This is a genomic window from Laspinema sp. D2d, from assembly GCF_025370755.1.
GTDB lineage: Bacteria > Cyanobacteriota > Cyanobacteriia > Cyanobacteriales > Laspinemataceae > Laspinema.
Window position 1 is genome coordinate 1 of the sequence record NZ_JAMXFC010000019.1, and the last position, 17407, is coordinate 17407.

Below are 17407 nucleotides of genomic sequence, written 5' to 3' on the forward strand. Positions count from 1 at the left end.
CAGACCGAGGGCTTGACCTCATCACCGCTTCAATTTAATCTTTGATTTCTTTTCTTTATGCAGTCTTGAGGGTTTATCACTCTCACACCTTTCCGGGTGCCTATGGCTTCGTGGCCCCACGCCGATTCCTTCCCGAACTCGGACGTGAAACGCGACTGCGGCGAAGATACTTGGAGGGTTGCCTCCTGGGAAAATAGCTCGGTGCCCGGTCAATATTAGACAAAACCCCAATACGAAAGTGTTGGGGTTTTGTAGTTTTAATTGAGTGTAAATCAGTTTATTCCTCTGATTTACACTCCCCGACAAGCATTAATTCCGGGGGGTTGAGTATCTACAATAACTTCTTGATAGCCCGAACTATGTAAAATGTTTTCGACCACCTTTTTAGCCTGTTGATTAGCGTTATCCAAAATATTATTGGTACAGACTTCTTTTTTAATTATAGCTAAAGCTTCTCTTTGCGCTCGTTCTTGTAGGTCTGATTCTACTGGACGGCCAAACCAACGGCGGAAATGTATAACAACATGAGAGCCCTCAACGTCAAGAAATGCTTTCATGATTCGAGGCGGTGGTAATATAATCCGAACCTTATGGTTGGCTAGATCTATTTTTTTAACCTCAAGTTGATCTAAGTCTATTCCCGCTTGCACGGTTCCCACTGCTTCATAAACTACATGAGTGTCCCCTAAAGGTACCCGCTCAAAAATTTTCCGTTCTTCTTTAAAATCCACTGTAGCTTTAGTAGACATCTGAGTAGTTGTCAGTTCATTTATATTTTGGAGTCCGCTAATTAGGATGTTTCTGATTTCTACAGTTGTTTCGGTTGTAGGTAAAAGCGCCTGCTTTATAGAATAAAATGTACTCCGCACTGCTCCATTCAGTTGAAAAAGCAAAAATTGTAGGAATAAAAACAATAGAATATAAATGATTATTTTTTGGAAAAGTGGATTTTCAAATGCCTTTCCAAATGAATGCCTTTGACTGTTGCTTGAATTCATCCAAAAAACTCCTGGTATTTAGCTAGAAGAAACTTAAATACTGACAGCTATCGCCGATCACACTATCCGACCGACTAACCCAGCGATAAGCCTGATGGTATAGCAGCGCTTATCGTCTATTGTACACACAAAATTTTTCTGTCAATCATATTGTTTAAAATCTTAAATAATCTTTACTTATTTTTTTGATTTTTAGGTGTTACATCTGGACAGTACAAAGTTCGCGGATACCCACTTGCAGCATACTCAGTTGCAGCAGCATGAGGATTGGATTACCTGACTCCCTCTTGTTAAATTATCATGACTTTTGAGGAACTTGGAGCGATGACGATTGAGGAAGGTCTCGCGATCATAGAAACGGTACTCGATTATCAACGCCTCAACCACGTTCAAGAGATCGTGTTGCGTCAGTCTTGCAAAGGTCTCTCTTATCGCGAAATTTCTAAAACTACTGGGTATGACCCTGATTATTTAAAGGATCCAGGTGCTAAACTCAGGAAGTTACTCTCAGAAGCATTCGGAGAAAAGGTTAAAAAGGGTAATCTCCAGTCTGTTCTGAAGCGATATTTACGGCGGAATAAAATAACTGTACATCGCAATCAGGTTATTGGCGTGAATTTCAGTGGTGCAAGCTTATGCGGTTCGAGCCTGAGTGGTGCTAACCTAAGCGTAGCCAAGCTATATGGAACTTATAATAAGTGAAGCTCAAGATAGTCAATCTGATTTCTACACAGGGAAAAGGCCGGATTATAAGGTTGGAGTAGACAAAGTTGAGAGCAACGCCGAACCGGGAATAAACCCGATCGCCTATTCAAATTCTGAATCCAGTTCTCATTTCTGGAATGGTTGGCAGTTTCGATCCCAGGCAGAGGTGAAGATTGCAGAAGCACTCGATCGCGCGGGGGTTTTGTTTTTCCCGAACGCGACGGCGCGATTGACGACTCCGGAGGGTCGGACAAATCAAACTCCTCATTTTCTGGTTTGTTCTGAGGGTAAATTGGGGATTCTCGTCGTGGAGGGGGTGGAGGAGGATGAGGCAGAAACCGATCGCCTTCTGCAAACTCAGGGAATCCGCATCATCCACCATTACCCGGTTACCCAATGTACGGAAGACAGTGATTGGGTGGTGTTGGAATTTTTACAAGCGTTGAGTCAAGCTTAGAAATTCCTATTTCCCTCGCTTTTTTTCACCTTCAACCATTAGGAATGAGAACACAGAGCGTTTTTTCCTCTCTATTCAATGGGTGATTCTTCCGAGAATTGTTCTGGGGTTTCATCAAATTCATCGGGTTCATCGCTTTCGGAATTTTGTTCTTGTTGGAAGGGTAATTCTAGCTGTTTGGGTAGTTGATCTAGCTGGAAGTATTGATGGAATTTGGCGGTGACTTGCAGGGAGAACGATCGCGTTTCGGGTTGTCTGCGTTTTCGGACAAACCCTTGTTGGACTAACTCTTGAACGTGCTGATAGGCTCCTGAACCGCGCAGTTCTACTAAGTCGGTTTGGCTGAGGGGGCCTTTGATAGCGATCGCTGCTAAGGTTCTCAAGGCACCGACGCCTAATTCTGCGGGAATTAAGCGATGCATGAAGTCTTGAAACGTTTCTCGCAGTTGCAAGCTGTAGCCGTTTTCGGTTTCTAGCACTTCTAAAGCGCTGTCTCGGTGAGCATAATCATTAATGAGTTGAATGAGTGCTTCTTCTGCGGTTTCTTTGTCGCAGTTGGCATATTCGGCAATTTCCGCGATCGCAAGCGGTTTCCCTTTTAAGTACAGTATGGCTTCAATCTGGCTGGCTAAACTTGACATTGACGATTTCCGTGCATCCAACACCTCTAACCACAAAATATTTTAAACGCTGTGGAGTTCGTTCGACATTTAACTTGTTTAGTTAAACGTTCTGAGTTTCTTAGTCTAACTGACGTCCGGTGAGTTCGACAAAAATATCTTCTAGGTTAGAAGGACGAACCATTAACCCGGTTTTGTCCGGTTGTTGTTCTAGGTAAGTGTTCGCGGCGGCAATGTCGGAGAAAAATTTATATTCCCACCGATCGCCTATTTGTTTCATCAGCAACCCTTCTCCATGTTTTTCTCTAAACTGTCTGAGTGTCCCCAATTCAATTAATTTTCCCCCATCCATAATCCCAATGCGATCGCACAGGTATTCCACTTCATCCATGTAATGGGTGGTGAGCAACATTGTCATCCCCTGGCGGTTTAAATCTTTAATAATTTCCCATAACCTGCGCCGAGTTTGGGGGTCAAGTCCTACGGTTGGCTCATCTAAAAATAAGATATCAGGTTGATGTAACAAGGCTCGGGCAATTTGTAAGCGCCGTTTCATGCCGCCTGATAGGGTTTTTACCAGGCTATCTTGCCGATCGCCGAGTTCGACATAATTCAGCCATTGCTTGATTCTCTCTTGCCGTTCCCGGTTCGGAATATGATGGAGTCGCCCGTGAAACTCCATATTTTCCCAGACGGTGAGGTCATTATCCACACTGACTTGTTGTAATACAACGCCGATGCACTGCTTCACCTGGATGGGTTGACGATGTACATCATATCCGGCAATTTTGATACTCCCACTGCTGGGTTGTGTTAGGGTGGTGAGCATCCGAATTGTGGTGGATTTGCCTGCACCGTTGGGTCCTAGCAAGCCAAACATTTCTCCTGGTTCAATGGTAAACGATAAGTCGTTGACCACCGGGACTTTGTTATAAACTTTTTGGACGTTTTCGACGGTAACCGCAGCACTCATGGAAATTTAGGTCAAGTGGATTTTTCTTTCCTGACTGTATCATGAAAGGTGAATTAGAGTATCTAAAAAGTCTTGTTCAGGCGGGGATTGCATTTCTTGTAAAGTTTGCCAACCAGCTTGCCAGAGGGTTTTATCTTTAAATTGGGTGGCATTAATCCAAAAGCGAACGTTGGGGTCACAAGCAGAAACCATTTCTGCAAACACCCATTTGCCTTCGTTTTTGCGATTCACCACTTGAAAATGTCTCCATCCCCAAGTTTTTTGTTTGGAAGTCCATTTGGACCCGACTAAATAGGGGAATTTTTGTTTTTTTGCCATTGTTCTCACCCTTAAAAATTTGATATGTAGCGCTTAAAACACTCACGAACAAAATACTCGCACTTCAAAAGAATGTACGCGAATAGTGTTGAGAAATGTTATTATATCAGCAAGCGCTCACCGAGGCGATCGCCAAATTATGCCCGGTTAAGGGATTGACGGACGGCGGGACAACGACCAAGCGGCAATTCCACCGCCTATCAATCCGAATAAATGTCCTTCCCATGAGACTCCTGCTTGTAGGGGTAAGACTCCGATGATAATTCCCCCATACAATACACCAACAATGATGGATAGAAAAATTGAGGGTAAGTTGCGTTCAAAAAAGCCGCGAGAGAGGAGATAACCTAAATAGCCGAATACGAGTCCACTCGCCCCGATATGCCATCCGGTAGAACCCAATAGCCAAACCCCTAATCCACTGACTAACATGGTTACGGCAGTGACAACCCAAAAATCGCGAATTTCCCGCACCATGACGAACCAGCCTAGGGTCACAAATGGGATAGTATTAGCGATTAAATGGGGAAAGCCGCCATGCAAAAAAGGCATAAACATAATGCCTCGTAAAGTATCCGGGTGGCGAGGATAGACACCATAAAAGGTTAACGTTCCTCGGAATAGGAAGAGGTTGAGAATTTGGACAATCCACATGATGGCGACAAAGCCACCTAAAATCAGAATTTGGGTTTTTAGGGTGTCGGAGATCGCTTTGACATTGTTTTTGCTCATTGTTCTGCCTCTGACTAGACAATTGGGCGGGGTTGTTGTTAGAAATTATCGATGGGGACGGGTTCTAAGTTTTCGGCGGGTTCAAAGCCAAAAATTCTTGAATAAAAGTAAAATTCTCCATCTAAAGCGCGTTTAATGTTTTCCGATCGCCGGAAACCATGTTGTTCCCCTTCAAAGGGAAGATAGGCGACGGGAATACCTTTTTGTTTTAACGCATTAACCATCGCTTCTGCTTGGTTTGGGGGAACAATTTTATCTTCTAATCCTTGGAAAAAGATGACGGGACAGGAAATGCGATCGCAAGCATGGATGGGAGAACGATCAATATAAATTTGCTTCGCTTCTGGATAAGGACCAACTAATTTATCGAGATAGCGGGACTCAAATTTATGGGTTTCTTTTGCCAAAGCTTCTAAATCACTCACTCCATAATAGCTGGCACCAGCTTTGAAAACATCCCGGTAGGTGAGGGCACAGAGGGTTGTATAACCACCTGCACTGCCTCCGGCGATCGCCAGTCGGTTGCTATCCACCCATCCTTGTTCCCCGAGATATTTTGCGCCATTGGCACAATCATCGACATCGACAATTCCCCAGCGATTCTCTAAGCGTTGTCGATACTCCCGTCCATATCCGCTACTGCCACCATAGTTGACATCCAGGATGGCAAATCCCCGGGAAGTCCAATATTGAATGCTTAAACTGAGACTGCTGCTGGCAGAGGAGGTGGGTCCGCCATGACTTTTGACTAATAGGGGCGGTAGTTCACCTTCGGGGGCAATATAATCCTGATTATTGGGAGGATAAAAGATGCCATAAGCGGTTAATCCGTTTTCTGTGGGAAATTCGACGGGTTGCGGTTGGGAGAGGTAGGCGCGATCCACGTTTAAGGTGGTGGATTTGCGGAGGATTTGTAATTCGCCGGTGTTGAGATGGTATTGCGCGATCGCCGTGGGTTCGGTGGGAGAACCGCCGATGAAGGCGACGCGATCGCCGTTGACTTGCAGGGAACTAAAGGAGGTGTAGGGGGTGGTGATTTCCTGGAGGATGCCGGTTGTCAGATTGATGCTGCCTAAATACCAGATCCCGAATTGGGTATAAGTGCAAATCAGTTGACTGCTGCTGGCAAATCCATAAGTAGACATCCCAAACACCCATTGAGGGAGTCCGAATTCAGCAGACATTTCGCAGACGGGTTCAATAGTGCCGGTGGTAGGGTGCGATCGGTAGAGATTCCACCATCCTGAGCGATCAGATACAAAATACAGCGTACCATCCGGAGACCATTGCGGTTGAAAAATGGACTCGTTAACGCCTCCTGCAACGTGATGGGTTTCGCCGAGAGAACCATCGGGGTTAATTTGAGCAACCCACAGTTCAGTACCATCCCAGGGCATATTAGGATGATTCCAACTCAACCAACAGAGATATTGACCATCGGGACTCAGGCGCGGGGTGGCATAAAAGTCTTCTCCTGCCACTAAGACGCGCATCTGTGCACCATCTGCTAAATTAATACTAACTAAACTGGTAACGGGTTCTCCTGCGCTGGTATGGTCTTCTCGCACTGCAATTAAGCGTCCCCGGGGAGTATCGACGGTCAAATCAGCGTAGCGCATATTCACTTCCGGGGTCAGGGGTTGTGGTTCCTCTCCCAGGGGTTGACAGTAGAGACGAGAATCGCTGAAGTTGGAGAAATAAACAGTGCCATTGCTGAGGGTAAAAGCACCGCCACCATATTCACAAACGCGGGTGCGAACGTTGAAGGGTGCAGGAATGATATCCTGGATTTCTCCTTGAGGCGATCGCGCAACGAGGACATTTCTTCCTCCTTCTTGGGGTCGCATTTCCAGCCAATACAGGGTTTGATTCTCCCCAAAAATTTGCCCGAGTCCAATACTCCCAGCGACGATCGCATCGGAGGTAATCGGGGATTTCCAGGAGCCATAGGGAGCAATTTGGGGATTAGACATATTCTATCTCTTAATTACAATTCTTTTTTGGATTTAGGCAAACGTTTGATATAGTCGCGAATCACTTCGGACATGGATACTCCGCGTCGCTCTGCTTCTAATTGCAGGCGCTCTTTTTCCGGTGTGCTGATCCGAATTTGTAATAATTCCTCTCGGGCCATTTTCAAGGGTGTGGTTATAAAAAGAGTTACAATAAATTTTAGTACATTGTGATTTTAAGTGCAAGCGGTAAATATTTATTATTTTCTTAAAGTTTAGATTTTTAAGATTAAGTTAGAGAGGGTTGGAAGTTCCATCGGACTAGGATGGAACTTCCAAGTCAGTTAGCGTCGCCCAGAAGGGAGATTCTTGCGATCGCCTTGTTCTTGTTCTACTTTTTTCAAGTTTTGGGTCATCTGACCATTCCCATTGGAAACCGACTCCTGTTCTACAGGTTCTGTCGAAACTGTGCTGTCTGTTTCATCATGTCCTTTGTGCATTAACCGATATTGCGCTTTCATCGCAATGGTATAAAACACCGGAATGACATACAAACTTAATACCGTAGAAACAAACATTCCGCCGACAACGGACATCCCGATCGCGACCCGGGCCGCTGCCCCCGCCCCCGTGGCAAATGCTAGGGGTAACAATCCGAAAATGGTAGAAAAAGCGGTCATCAAAATGGGACGAAATCTCACCCTAGCCGAATCGATCGCCGCCTTGGTAATTGAGAGTCCTTCTTCCCGACGCTGATTGGCAAATTCTACAATCAAAATAGAGTTTTTCGTTGCCAAACCAATCAGCATGATTAACCCAATTTGACTGTAAATGTTTAAGTCTAGCCCCGCCAGTAACAAGGCTGAAAATGCGCCTAAAAGAGACAAAGGAACAGCCAATAAAATGATAATTGGGTCAATGTAGCTTTCAAACTGAGCCGCTAACACCAAGAAAATAAAGACCAGGGATAACCCGAAGATAAATAGGGTCGATTGTCCGGATTCTCGATATTCCAAAGACTGACCCGCGAGAGTCACTCGCATATCAGCCGGAATAACGGAAGGAGCTAAATTTTCCAAAGCATTTAAGGCATCTCCCAAGGTAAATCCTTGGGCGGGAGAACCCGAAATAGTTGCGGCCCGATAGCGATTATAGTGGTTAATTTGCGGGGGTGTCGTTGAAGGACTAACCGTCACCACACTACTGAGGGGAACCGACTGTCCCGACTCGGTGCGAATATAGGTTTGTTCGATATCTTGGGGAGAAGATCGGAATTCTTTTTCCGATTGAACAATCACCTCATACCGGCGGTTTCCTCGGTTAAAATTAGTGATTTGCTGTCCCCCAAACATGATTTGTAAGGTTCGGGAAATATCCTGGACCGAAATACCTAAATTTGCGGCTTGAGCGCGGTCAATGGTAATTAATAATTCGGGTTTAGTCAGGGTTAAATCTGTGTCAACGTTCATTAATTCCGGCAACTCATTGGCTTGATTTGCCAACTCTTCCGAAACCCGAGCCAGTTCCTCTAAATCAGTGCCTTGCAGCACAAATTCTACAGGTTGACTAAACCCCGCACCCGGTAAAGAAGGGGGATTAATGGGTAAAACGACCGCATCTGTAATCTGGGAAAACTGACCGAATAAGCGACCAATAATCTCCTGTTGAGACTGACCCGCTTCAGTTCGTTCCGCCCAAGGTTGGAGGCGAACAAAGGCAAATCCCTGATTCACTTGACCAGGAGTCCCCCGACCAAATGCACCAATGGTTAAATAACTTCTAACTTCCGGGATTTTACTATACGCCTCTTCTACCTGTCGCATCACATTATCGGTGTAATTAATCGTCACCCCTTGCGGACCTCGAACAATCGTAAAAATTGCCCCTCGGTCATCGCTGGGAATGAATTCTTTAGGGACTTGATTAAATAAGAAGACGGTCAAAGCTAAGGACCCAATAAAGGCAATGACGACAATCGCTTTAAAGGGCATGATTTTTCGCAAAGACCACCGATATACCCGTTCCATGCGATCAAAAAAGAATTCGATAATCGCAAATACTCCGCCTTTCATTTCTGCATCTCGCTTTAAAATGCGGGCAGATAATGCCGGTGCTAAGGTCAAGGCAACAAAAGAAGAAATTACCACCGAACCTGCGAGAGTGAGGGCAAATTCGGTAAATAATCGCCCGGTATTTCCTCCGGAAAATCCCACCGGCACAAACACAGCAATTAACACAACGGTAGTGGCAATTACGGCAAAGACTACCTCACTCACTCCAAGCAAAGCTGCTTGGTAGGGTTTCATATTTTTCTCTTGAATATACCGGACAATATTTTCTAGGACAACAATCGTATCATCCACGACTAACCCAGTCGCTAAGGTCAAGGAAAATAAAGTCAGGGTATTAATGGAATACCCGAGAATAAACATGATGGCAAATGCGCCTACCAAGGAAATGGGAATAGTGAGTGACGGAATTAAAGTCGATCGCCAGTCCCGTAGGAAGACAAAGATAATCAGAATAACCAGCAATGTTCCCAGAAAAAGGGAAGTCCAAACTTCATCAATGGCGAGTTCTACAAATTCCGAAGTATCAAAAGCTACCTGATAATTTAACCCTTCGGGGAAATTTTTGGAGAGTTCCTCCATTTTGGCTTTGGCACCGCGCGCCACATCAATTGTATTGGCACTGGAGAGCTTTACAACCCCTAGAGAAACTGCGGGAATGCCCTTAAAACGAACAAACGAGCGATCGCTTTCTGCACCAATTTCCGCCCGTCCCACATCTTTAAATCGAATTTGCGTCCCATCAGGATTGCGCTGAATAATTAAGTCTTCATATTCCAGCGGCGTTTGCAATCTCCCCAGAACCCGTACGGAATATTCCGATTGTTCTCCCTCGACTAAACCCCCGGGAATTTCTAAGTTTTCTTGACGTAAGGCACGTTCAATATCCAAAACCGTCAAATTCCGCGCTGCCAACTTCACTGGGTCGATCCATAATCGCATCGCATAGCGCCGTTGACCCCCAATAAAGATGTTACTGACCCCAGGAACAGTTTCCATATTGTCTGTAATAAACTGTTCGGCATAGTCACTTAATTCGAGGGAGGTATAATTTTCCCCAAATAAGGCAAACCACACGATGGGAGAAACATCGCCTTCCTGTTTGGTGACTTGGGGAGTATCGACATCCTCGGGGAGTTGACGCAACGCCCGATCAACTCGCGATCGCACGTCTTGGGCGGCCAAATCAATATCGCGATCGAGGTTAAACTGAAGGGTAATGGAACTCACCCCTTCTCGACTTTGGGAAGTGAGAGTTTTAATCCCTTCAATCCCATTTAGTTGACCTTCTAAAATTTCTGTAACTTCGGTTTCTACCACCAGAGGACTGGCACCGGGATAAACCGTGGATACTGTCACAACTGGCGGATCAATACTGGGAAATTCCTGAACCGGCAATCTTGTATAACCGACTAACCCAATGATGATAATCAAGAGGGAACAGACGGAAGCGAAAACCGGGCGTTTGACAAAAAAAGTAGTAAACATTGGGTTAGGGATTCGCGATTATTAAGGGCTAATTCCTGATTGTTTTAAAGAAAGTGAGAACTAATTTAAAAGTTAGATTCTCACTTTACTGAAATTACCGAGGCTTACCGCGATGGTGCTGCCTTCGGGGAAGATTCGGGATTCGCTGCCGGTGGTTCATCGACAATCGGACGAATCTGATCCCCATCGGAGAGCCGTTGTAAACCAGAAATGACAATGAGATCGCCGTTTGCCAGTCCTTCAATCACTTCCGCGCGATCGCCTTGGACTAATCCCAGTTGTACCGGCACTCGTTCCGCAGTCGCCGGGTCCTCCCCTCGCGCCACAAAGATAAATCGCTCCTCCCCTTGGAACGTAATCGCCGTAGTTGGCACCACAATCCGATTGTTCCGTTCATCCCAAACCAACTTCGCCCTCACAAACTGGCGATCGCGTAATTGCCCTTGATTGGCAAAACTTGCCTTCGCTAAAATCGTTTGGGAATCAGAATTCACCGTGGGAGAGACAAAACTCACTCTCCCCATACTCAAGGGTTGTCCGTTGGCATCAGTAATTTCCACCGGCATCCCCAACTTCAACTCAGGCCCGCGTTCCAGGGGAATTGACAGCCGCAATTCCAAAGCATCATTTTGGGTCAAAGTCGTTAATTCCTGCCCGACACTGACGACATCGCCCACTTTCGCTGGAATATCGCCGACGATTCCCTCAAAGGGTGCGACGACATTGGCATCTTGTAACTGGACTTCCAACTCTCTCACTTGGGCGATCGCCTCTGCCAACTGTGCCTTAGCTTGGTCAATCTCCTCGGGTCGGGTCCCATTCTCTAATTGCCGTAACTCTTGCCTGGTTTCTTCGACTTCCGCTTCGGCGCGGGCAATTTCTTCGGGACGTGCGCCATTTTCTCGCTGATTCAGCAATTGCTGGGCTTCCGCAACCTCCGCTTCCGCCTGAGCAATTTCTTCCGGGCGCGCCCCACTTTGTACCTGGGCTAACGCTTGTTCCGCCTCCGTCACTTGTAATTCAGCACCTACAATTTCCTCACGTCGCTGGTTTTCCAACTCCTCCACCCGTTGGCGAAATCGCTGTAAATCCGCTTGAGCACGACGACTTTCCGTGACGACTTCATCAAAGCGATCGCGGGAAATTGCCCCTTGATCCGCTAATTCCCGATTCCGTTCCACCCGTTCCGTGGTTAATTCCACCCGCGCTTGAGCATCCGCAATTTGGGCTTCAGCTTGGGCGATTTCATCCCCCCGACTCCCCGCCCGTAAAGATTCCAGACGCGATCGCGCCTGTTGTAACCTAGCCTCCGCTTGAGCAATCTCTTCCGGACGATTCCCCGCTCGTAATTCCGCCAACCGCGCCTGAGCCTGCCGCAAACGCGCTTGTGCCTGAGCAATCTCTTCAGGACGAGTCCCCGCGAGGACCTCCGCCAATCGGGCCTCCGCTGCGGCTAAACGGGCCTCTCCTTGGGCTATTTCCTCCGGTCGGGTTCCCGCTTGTAACTCTGCCACCCGAGATTGCGCCCGAGCTTGGGCTGCCTGGGCTTGGCGAAGTCTAGCTTCAATTTCCCGGGTATCAATTCGGGCAATAATATCGCCTTGGGAGACTTTATCCCCCGCTTTGACCTCAATCTGGCTCACCCTTCCGGCCATTTCTGGGCGCACCACTGCTGCCTGTTGGGCCTCTAAGGTCCCGACAAACTCCGAGGTTTCCCTTAAATTGGTCATTTCCACGGTCGCTAATCGCACCGCTACCCCTTTGGGTTGTTCCGCTGCACCTTTCTGTTCGCTACTCGCCATTGCGGTTTGCCGCGATTGCCAAAAATACCAGCCGGTGCCACCCCCGGCGACTAATAACAACAGAAACAGAGCAGAAGCCAGCGATCGGCCCTGCCTACTAGCCCATTTAAACCGGCGTTTTTTATTGCGTAAGGGTTGGTCTAGCTGTTGCTCTAATTCGGTTTCATGAGCAACAGAATTTACAGGTTCTTTAGTTTTCAGTTCGGCATTAGAATCGTTAGGTGATTTCATGGATTTCCCTGTTTTTGTTCGACTTGTTAATCAAAATGTTAAAGTTCTATCGGGGATTTATTAATTAAGTAAGGGATTTAAACAGATTAGGAAAGTTGGCGATCGCCGGAGTAATTTTTTCCTACCTGGGTTTGGGCTGTATCCCGATTCCCCTGTTGTTTCATTTCAATGGCAATTTGTGCTTGCACCCATTCGATTTCTGATTTCAAAACATCCCAATGTCGATTCCAAACAGCGACTTGATAGAAATCCTCCGGCAAAGCTTTTTCACTGAAACTTTTATATCGAGCACGACAAAGCCCTAAACGATGCTCCATTAATTCCAGCCTCATCTCCGGTTCTAAGTCACTGAAAAAGAAACATTTAATGGCAAAACGAGCGCGACTTTTCACCCAGCTATCCTGGGGATGTTCGAGCATTTTCTGCCGCCAGCGATCGCGCCCCGTGGGGGTAATCCCATAAATCGTGCGACTGGGACCCGCGTCTCCAGATTCTCGGGCGATCGCCGCAATGTGACCCCGTTCCTCCAAGCGTTTCAGCAAGGGGTAAATGGCTCCATAGTTGACGCTCATGCAGCTACTCATAAATAGCTCCAGTTCTTGCTTCAACCTGTATCCATGTAGGGGATGGCGCTGCAGGAGTCCTAAAGCAGAGAGTTCAAGCATTTATATCATTTTGATATATGTAGGCTACAGTATAGCCTAATCGATTAAATTTTGTTAAGTTTCTGGGGAGGTCAATGTTTGCCCACACCCCCACAAGGTGCAGCCACAGTAATGCAGTCCCCACAGTGGGGGGCCAAAGATATTGGGTATATCATTATTTATTTATTTTGTCAAGTTTCATTGGAATGAAATCTTTAGGGATTGTCCCTGTCGTTAGTCGGCACAGGCGGGCTTAGTTTGTGGAGCCAGACCCTTAAGGGTGCGGGTTTATTTTGACATTTCCACTAACTCGGACATCCCATTAATACAACCTAAAATTAATCCATCAATCCCACTGACTGGCAATATAGGGGTTTTTAATTGAGCCGCCAAATGCTCCCCGGTCACATTACCTAAAAACCTTGTTTCTCCATGTTTTAATATCGCATCGGGCAACAAAATTGCATCGCCTAACTTTCTATTTTGCAACCCGTTGAGCAAATCTTGACCTGTTAAAACACCAGTAACGCTCATGGGTTGTCCCCAAAAATCACTACTGCACTGTGGACCCGGGACGGAGATTTTTCAGTCCCCGTTATCCCCTCAGAGGCTAAACAATTACGGAAAAATCCGCTCACGAGGCGCGAACAATAAATCTTGACAGTGATTGTAGCCGGACGGAGCAATCAGGAAATTGCAAACTTTCTCTACATTGCTTCAGGTACTGTCAGAGTCCATTACATAGCAAAGAGTGGACCTTTTTCTAAGATCCACTCTCTGTTAAACTCTCTTAGCCCTAACTTTCACAAGCTAGAGTTAAGTTCTTACTTTACCTAGTCCTTAATGATTCTCTGGTCATTAATGACCACTTTGTCCTTAACTTCAGGACTGCCGGAGATGTGAATATCGCTCTCCTTTTCCTTGTTTTTCTCTGCGGCGGAGTCGGCTAGATATTGGGCAGATGACTTAATATCATGCCCTGCACCTTTAGCAGATTGGGCTGCTTTTTGGGCAGATGACTTAACATCATGCCCTATCCCTGGAGAAAATGGGGTTGGATTTGGGGCAGATGACTTAACATCATACCCTGCACCTTTAGCATAAGGCGTTGGATTTGGGGCCGATGACTTAACATCATGCTTAACATCCTGCGCTGCATCTTTAGCAGATTCGGCAGCATTGTGGGCCGATGACTTAACATCATGCTTAACATCCTGCGCTGCATTTTTAGCAGATTGGGCTGCGCTTTGAGCAGATGACTGAAGCGATTGGGCTGCGCTTTTTACAGATGGCTCAACTGCTTTCGCTGTATCTTTTACAGTCGATCGCAGCTCCTTAGTTGCCCCCTCAATTTCCTGAGCTACAGCTTTGGCAGAAGGTTTAACTTCATCGGCAGTGCTCTTAATAGAGTCCGCTGCACTTTGTATAGAAGGCTTGACACCTTCCACGGTCTGCTTGACTGACTCTTTTACTTCTCTAATCGTAGGTTTGACTTCCTCGGATGCGCTTTTGACTGCATCTACTACAGAAGGCTTTGCTTCCCTAACTGTCTGATCGACAGATTCGGCTATACCTTTAATCGAAGGCTTGGTTTCCTCAACAGTCTCCTTAACTGCTTCTGCTGTAGCCTTGATAGAGGGTTTAACGTCCTCAGCAGTTTCCTTTACTACTGTCCCTAACTCTTCTACCGTGTGGGTAATACCGTCAGCGACCGTGTGTGCTGCATCCCCTAAATTATCTACAGCACGGTTAACCGTATCAGCAGTACCCTTACCAATGATAGCGCCAGCAACTGAGCCTGCTACCGCACCAACAATGCCTCCAGAGCGAGCACCGAGGATACCACCGACTGCTGCTCCAGCTATCCTCGCACCAATCCCTGAGCCTGATGATTCATCTTCCTGAGATTCTGCATTTTCGTTAGTCTGAGCCAGAAGTGGCTGGTTCTCGCTATTGTCCACATTTTTTTCTTCAGAGTCAGGATTATATGCAAAAGGCTTGTTAAAATGCGGGTTATTATTCGTCATAAATATCCGGGGGTATTACTACACTCACTATGCTAACTATTAATTCCTAAGAAAATCTACTGCTAAAGAACTAGATCTTGCTGCTACTTAAGAAGTAGATTTTCTTAGGTACTTACCGCTACTGCGCTAGGAGATCGCTGTTCATTCGACCTTGAAGAACTTGAAGAAGCGGGAGGCGCGCGATCGCACATCGGGCGCAGAGTCTTAAGCTTGGCTATCCCAAAATAACTCATTGAGCCAGACTTACTAACCGATTAATTGTTGATATTTAAACCTAAGCTTTGTTGCACCCAGTCGATTTCTAATTTCAGAAAATCGAAATATCAATTCCAGACGACGACTTGATAGAAATCCTCCGGCAAGAAGGGTTTTTCTGAGAAACTTTTGTCTCGGGCACAACAAAGCATTAACCGAGGTTCCATTAATTCCCTCCGTTTCTCCGGTTCTAAGTCGTAGAAAAAGAAAAATTTAATCGCAAAACAAGGGCGACTTTTTACCCAGGTATCCTGGGGGTATTCGAGCATTTTCTCCAGCCAGCGATCGCCCCGACTGGGGGTAATACCATAAATCCTCCGATTAGGACCTGTGTCTCCAGATTACCGGGCGATCGCCCCAATGTCACCCCGTTGCTCCAAGCGTTTCAGCAAGGGGTAAATGGCTCCATAATTGACGCTGTAGGAGTCCTAAAACAGAGACTTCAAGCCTTTATAATCATTTTGATATATCCAGGCTACAGTATAGCTTAATTGATTAAATTTTGTTAAGTTTATGGGTGATGCCCAGGTGGGCCGACAGGCAGGCATGGTCCAGCTACAAGAACTCAGCCCCCACAGGCGCAGGATAAAGATGCTTTTAACATCAAAATTTAGTTATTTTGTTAAGTATTAATAAAATGAAATCTCGGGCGATTGCCCATGTAGTTAGCGGGGCGGAGTTGGTTTGTGGAGCCAGACCCTTGAGGGTGCGGGCTTATTTTGACATCTCCACCAACTCAGATAGCCCATTAATACAACTTAAAATCAGCCCCTCAATTCCACTCACGGGTAATATTGGCGTTTTTAATTGAGCCGCCAAATCTTCTACTGTCATATTATCTAAAAACCTAGATTCTCCATGTTTTAACATGACATCCGGCAGCAAAATGGCATCGCCTAACTTTCTATTTTGCAATCCGTGGAGCAAATCTTGACCTGTTAAAACGCCAGTCACACTCATGGTTTGTCCCCAGAAATCGCTACAGAGGGCTACCATTTCTATCTGTAACCCTTCTACCGAATTTAATCGGTCTACAATCGGTTGAAAGGCTTTTTCTACGGCATTTCCCACTACCCAGGTGAATTGTCGCGGAGGAGATACGTTGGGCGGCAATAATTCCGTAGCAATTTCCTCAAATTCATCTAAGAATTGTCGGATAGAACCGACGCCGTTGCCGATTTGGGGATAGTCTTCATAGTCGGATTCTAGGGGTACTTCTTCCCCGGCAATCAAGAACCATTCATCGGCTAACCAGGCAAAGTTAGATCCTAATTTTTTGCTGAATTTCGGTTGTAAGGCTTGCACTTGTTGGATGACTTCTCGGGCTTTTTCGGCAGTTACGGGGATGAGTTCATCTTCCTCGGGACGAAAGCGAGTTAAGCCGACGGGGACGACGGCGACGGAGGCGACGGCAGGAATATCTCCCTTACCAAATTTAGCGAGGTCTAAGAGGGTGGTTTCGAGGTGTTTTTCATCATTAATGCCGGGACAAACAACGACTTGAGCATGAATTTGTAAGCGTTTTTGTTGAAACCACTTTAATTGGTCGAGAATCTGGCTGGCGCGAGGATTTTTTAATAAGCGAGTGCGAATTTCGGGTTCCGTGGCATGGACGGAAACATAGAGGGGAGAGAGGCGCATTTGTTCGATGCGGTTCCACTCTTTTTGACTGAGGTTGGTGAGGGTGAGGTAGGAACCGTAGAGGAAGCTGAGGCGATAGTCATCGTCTTTGAGATAGAGGGTATCTCTCATTCCTGGGGGTTTTTGGTCGATGAAGCAAAAGGGACAGCGATTATTACATTGAATCAGTCCATCAAATAAGGCGGATTCAAATTCCAGTCCCAGGTCTTCATCATAGTCTTTTTCGATTTCTACTTGATGGGTTTTGCCTCGGGTGTCGATGACTTCGAGTTCAAGGAGTTCATCGGTACAGAGAAATTGATAATCAATTAAGTCTCGGGGTTTTTGTTGGTTGATAGAAACGATCGCATCGCCAGGTTCAAACCCAATTTCGGCAGCGATGGAGTCGGGAATCACTTTGGTAATGACGGCAGGACGGATGGCAGATTCACTCATGGAATTTTAGCGAGTCAGGTAGATGTTGGGTGGATTTTAAACCCCGGTAGCTTAAAGAAA

Annotated in this window: 17 protein-coding genes and 1 rRNA gene; 4 read left to right on the forward strand and 14 right to left on the reverse strand. The window is 46.2% G+C overall.

Translation table 11 applies throughout. The features are described from left to right. The first annotated feature begins 92 nt into the window (after positions 1-92). Positions 93-210: ribosomal RNA gene (rrf, locus tag NG796_RS13985) — 5S ribosomal RNA — on the forward strand. An 80-nt stretch (positions 211-290) separates the two neighbouring features. Here rrf and NG796_RS13990 read toward each other — a convergent pair. Further along, the gene (locus NG796_RS13990) at positions 291-998 is read right to left on the reverse strand and encodes a DUF4230 domain-containing protein (protein WP_261207450.1); all 708 of its coding nucleotides are present in this window, start codon (positions 996-998) and stop codon (positions 291-293) included. 300 nt (positions 999-1298) lie between these two features. Here NG796_RS13990 and NG796_RS26465 point away from each other — a divergent pair, with 300 nt between their 5' ends. Both NG796_RS26465 and NG796_RS26470 read left to right on the forward strand, forming a co-directional pair. Beyond that, the gene (locus NG796_RS26465) at positions 1299-1700 is read left to right on the forward strand and encodes a pentapeptide repeat-containing protein (RefSeq protein ID WP_317619308.1); all 402 of its coding nucleotides are present in this window, start codon (positions 1299-1301) and stop codon (positions 1698-1700) included. Continuing rightward, entirely contained in the window at positions 1681-2160 is a 480-nt protein-coding gene (locus NG796_RS26470; protein ID WP_317619309.1) for a hypothetical protein, read from the forward strand. Before NG796_RS26465 ends, NG796_RS26470 begins: the two co-directional genes overlap by 20 nt. 71 nt (positions 2161-2231) lie before the next feature. Here the strand turns inward: NG796_RS26470 and scpB are convergent, their stop codons facing one another. The 10 genes from scpB to NG796_RS14045 form a co-directional block, all read right to left on the reverse strand. Continuing rightward, positions 2232-2801 (reverse strand): SMC-Scp complex subunit ScpB, encoded by a 570-nt coding sequence (gene scpB, locus NG796_RS14000; protein ID WP_261207452.1) that lies wholly within the window; start codon positions 2799-2801, stop codon positions 2232-2234. A gap of 100 nt (positions 2802-2901) precedes the next feature. After that, positions 2902-3753 carry an ABC transporter ATP-binding protein gene (locus NG796_RS14005; RefSeq protein WP_261207453.1) on the reverse strand — a complete coding sequence of 284 codons (852 nt, stop codon included), beginning with the start codon at positions 3751-3753 and terminating at the stop codon, positions 2902-2904. A 39-nt stretch (positions 3754-3792) separates the two neighbouring features. Continuing rightward, on the reverse strand, positions 3793-4071 hold the full coding sequence (locus NG796_RS14010; protein ID WP_261207454.1) for a TIGR02450 family Trp-rich protein: 279 nt from the start codon (positions 4069-4071) through the stop codon (positions 3793-3795). Between the two features lie 147 nt (positions 4072-4218). After that, a complete protein-coding gene (locus tag NG796_RS14015) occupies positions 4219-4803 on the reverse strand; it encodes a rhomboid family intramembrane serine protease (protein WP_261207455.1) in 585 nt (194 codons plus the stop codon). A 38-nt stretch (positions 4804-4841) separates the two neighbouring features. After that, complete coding sequence (locus NG796_RS14020; RefSeq protein ID WP_261207456.1) at positions 4842-6776, reverse strand: S9 family peptidase; 1935 nt, start codon at positions 6774-6776, stop codon at positions 4842-4844. Between the two features lie 14 nt (positions 6777-6790). Continuing rightward, a complete protein-coding gene (locus NG796_RS14025; RefSeq protein ID WP_261207457.1) occupies positions 6791-6937 on the reverse strand; it encodes a ribbon-helix-helix protein, CopG family in 147 nt (48 codons plus the stop codon). A gap of 162 nt (positions 6938-7099) precedes the next feature. Beyond that, positions 7100-10312: an efflux RND transporter permease subunit gene (locus NG796_RS14030; protein WP_261207458.1), complete on the reverse strand. Its 3213-nt coding sequence runs from the start codon at positions 10310-10312 to the stop codon at positions 7100-7102. A gap of 104 nt (positions 10313-10416) precedes the next feature. Beyond that, entirely contained in the window at positions 10417-12345 is a 1929-nt protein-coding gene (locus NG796_RS14035) for an efflux RND transporter periplasmic adaptor subunit (RefSeq protein ID WP_261207459.1), read from the reverse strand. Positions 12346-12431: 86 nt separating this feature from the next. After that, positions 12432-13010, reverse strand: a complete 579-nt coding sequence (locus NG796_RS14040) for a PadR family transcriptional regulator (protein ID WP_261207460.1) — start codon at positions 13008-13010, stop codon at positions 12432-12434. 267 nt (positions 13011-13277) lie between these two features. Next, positions 13278-13571: a DUF512 domain-containing protein gene (locus NG796_RS14045; protein ID WP_261207547.1), complete on the reverse strand. Its 294-nt coding sequence runs from the start codon at positions 13569-13571 to the stop codon at positions 13278-13280. An 81-nt stretch (positions 13572-13652) separates the two neighbouring features. Between NG796_RS14045 and NG796_RS26580 the strand changes: the two genes are divergently transcribed. Further along, positions 13653-13826 (forward strand): hypothetical protein, encoded by a 174-nt coding sequence (locus NG796_RS26580; protein ID WP_411268812.1) that lies wholly within the window; start codon positions 13653-13655, stop codon positions 13824-13826. Here NG796_RS26580 and NG796_RS14055 read toward each other — a convergent pair. The 3 genes from NG796_RS14055 to NG796_RS14065 all read right to left on the reverse strand — a co-directional run bounded on the left by NG796_RS14055 (position 13823) and on the right by NG796_RS14065 (position 17347). Next, the gene (locus NG796_RS14055) at positions 13823-15016 is read right to left on the reverse strand and encodes a hypothetical protein (protein ID WP_261207461.1); all 1194 of its coding nucleotides are present in this window, start codon (positions 15014-15016) and stop codon (positions 13823-13825) included. The two genes, NG796_RS26580 and NG796_RS14055, sit on opposite strands and share 4 nt — an antisense overlap. 323 nt (positions 15017-15339) lie before the next feature. Further along, positions 15340-15540, reverse strand: coding sequence for a hypothetical protein (locus NG796_RS14060; RefSeq protein ID WP_261207462.1), 201 nt, complete (start codon positions 15538-15540; stop codon positions 15340-15342). A 445-nt stretch (positions 15541-15985) separates the two neighbouring features. Next, a complete protein-coding gene (locus tag NG796_RS14065) occupies positions 15986-17347 on the reverse strand; it encodes a TIGR03279 family radical SAM protein (protein WP_261207464.1) in 1362 nt (453 codons plus the stop codon). Positions 17348-17407 lie beyond the last annotated feature (60 nt).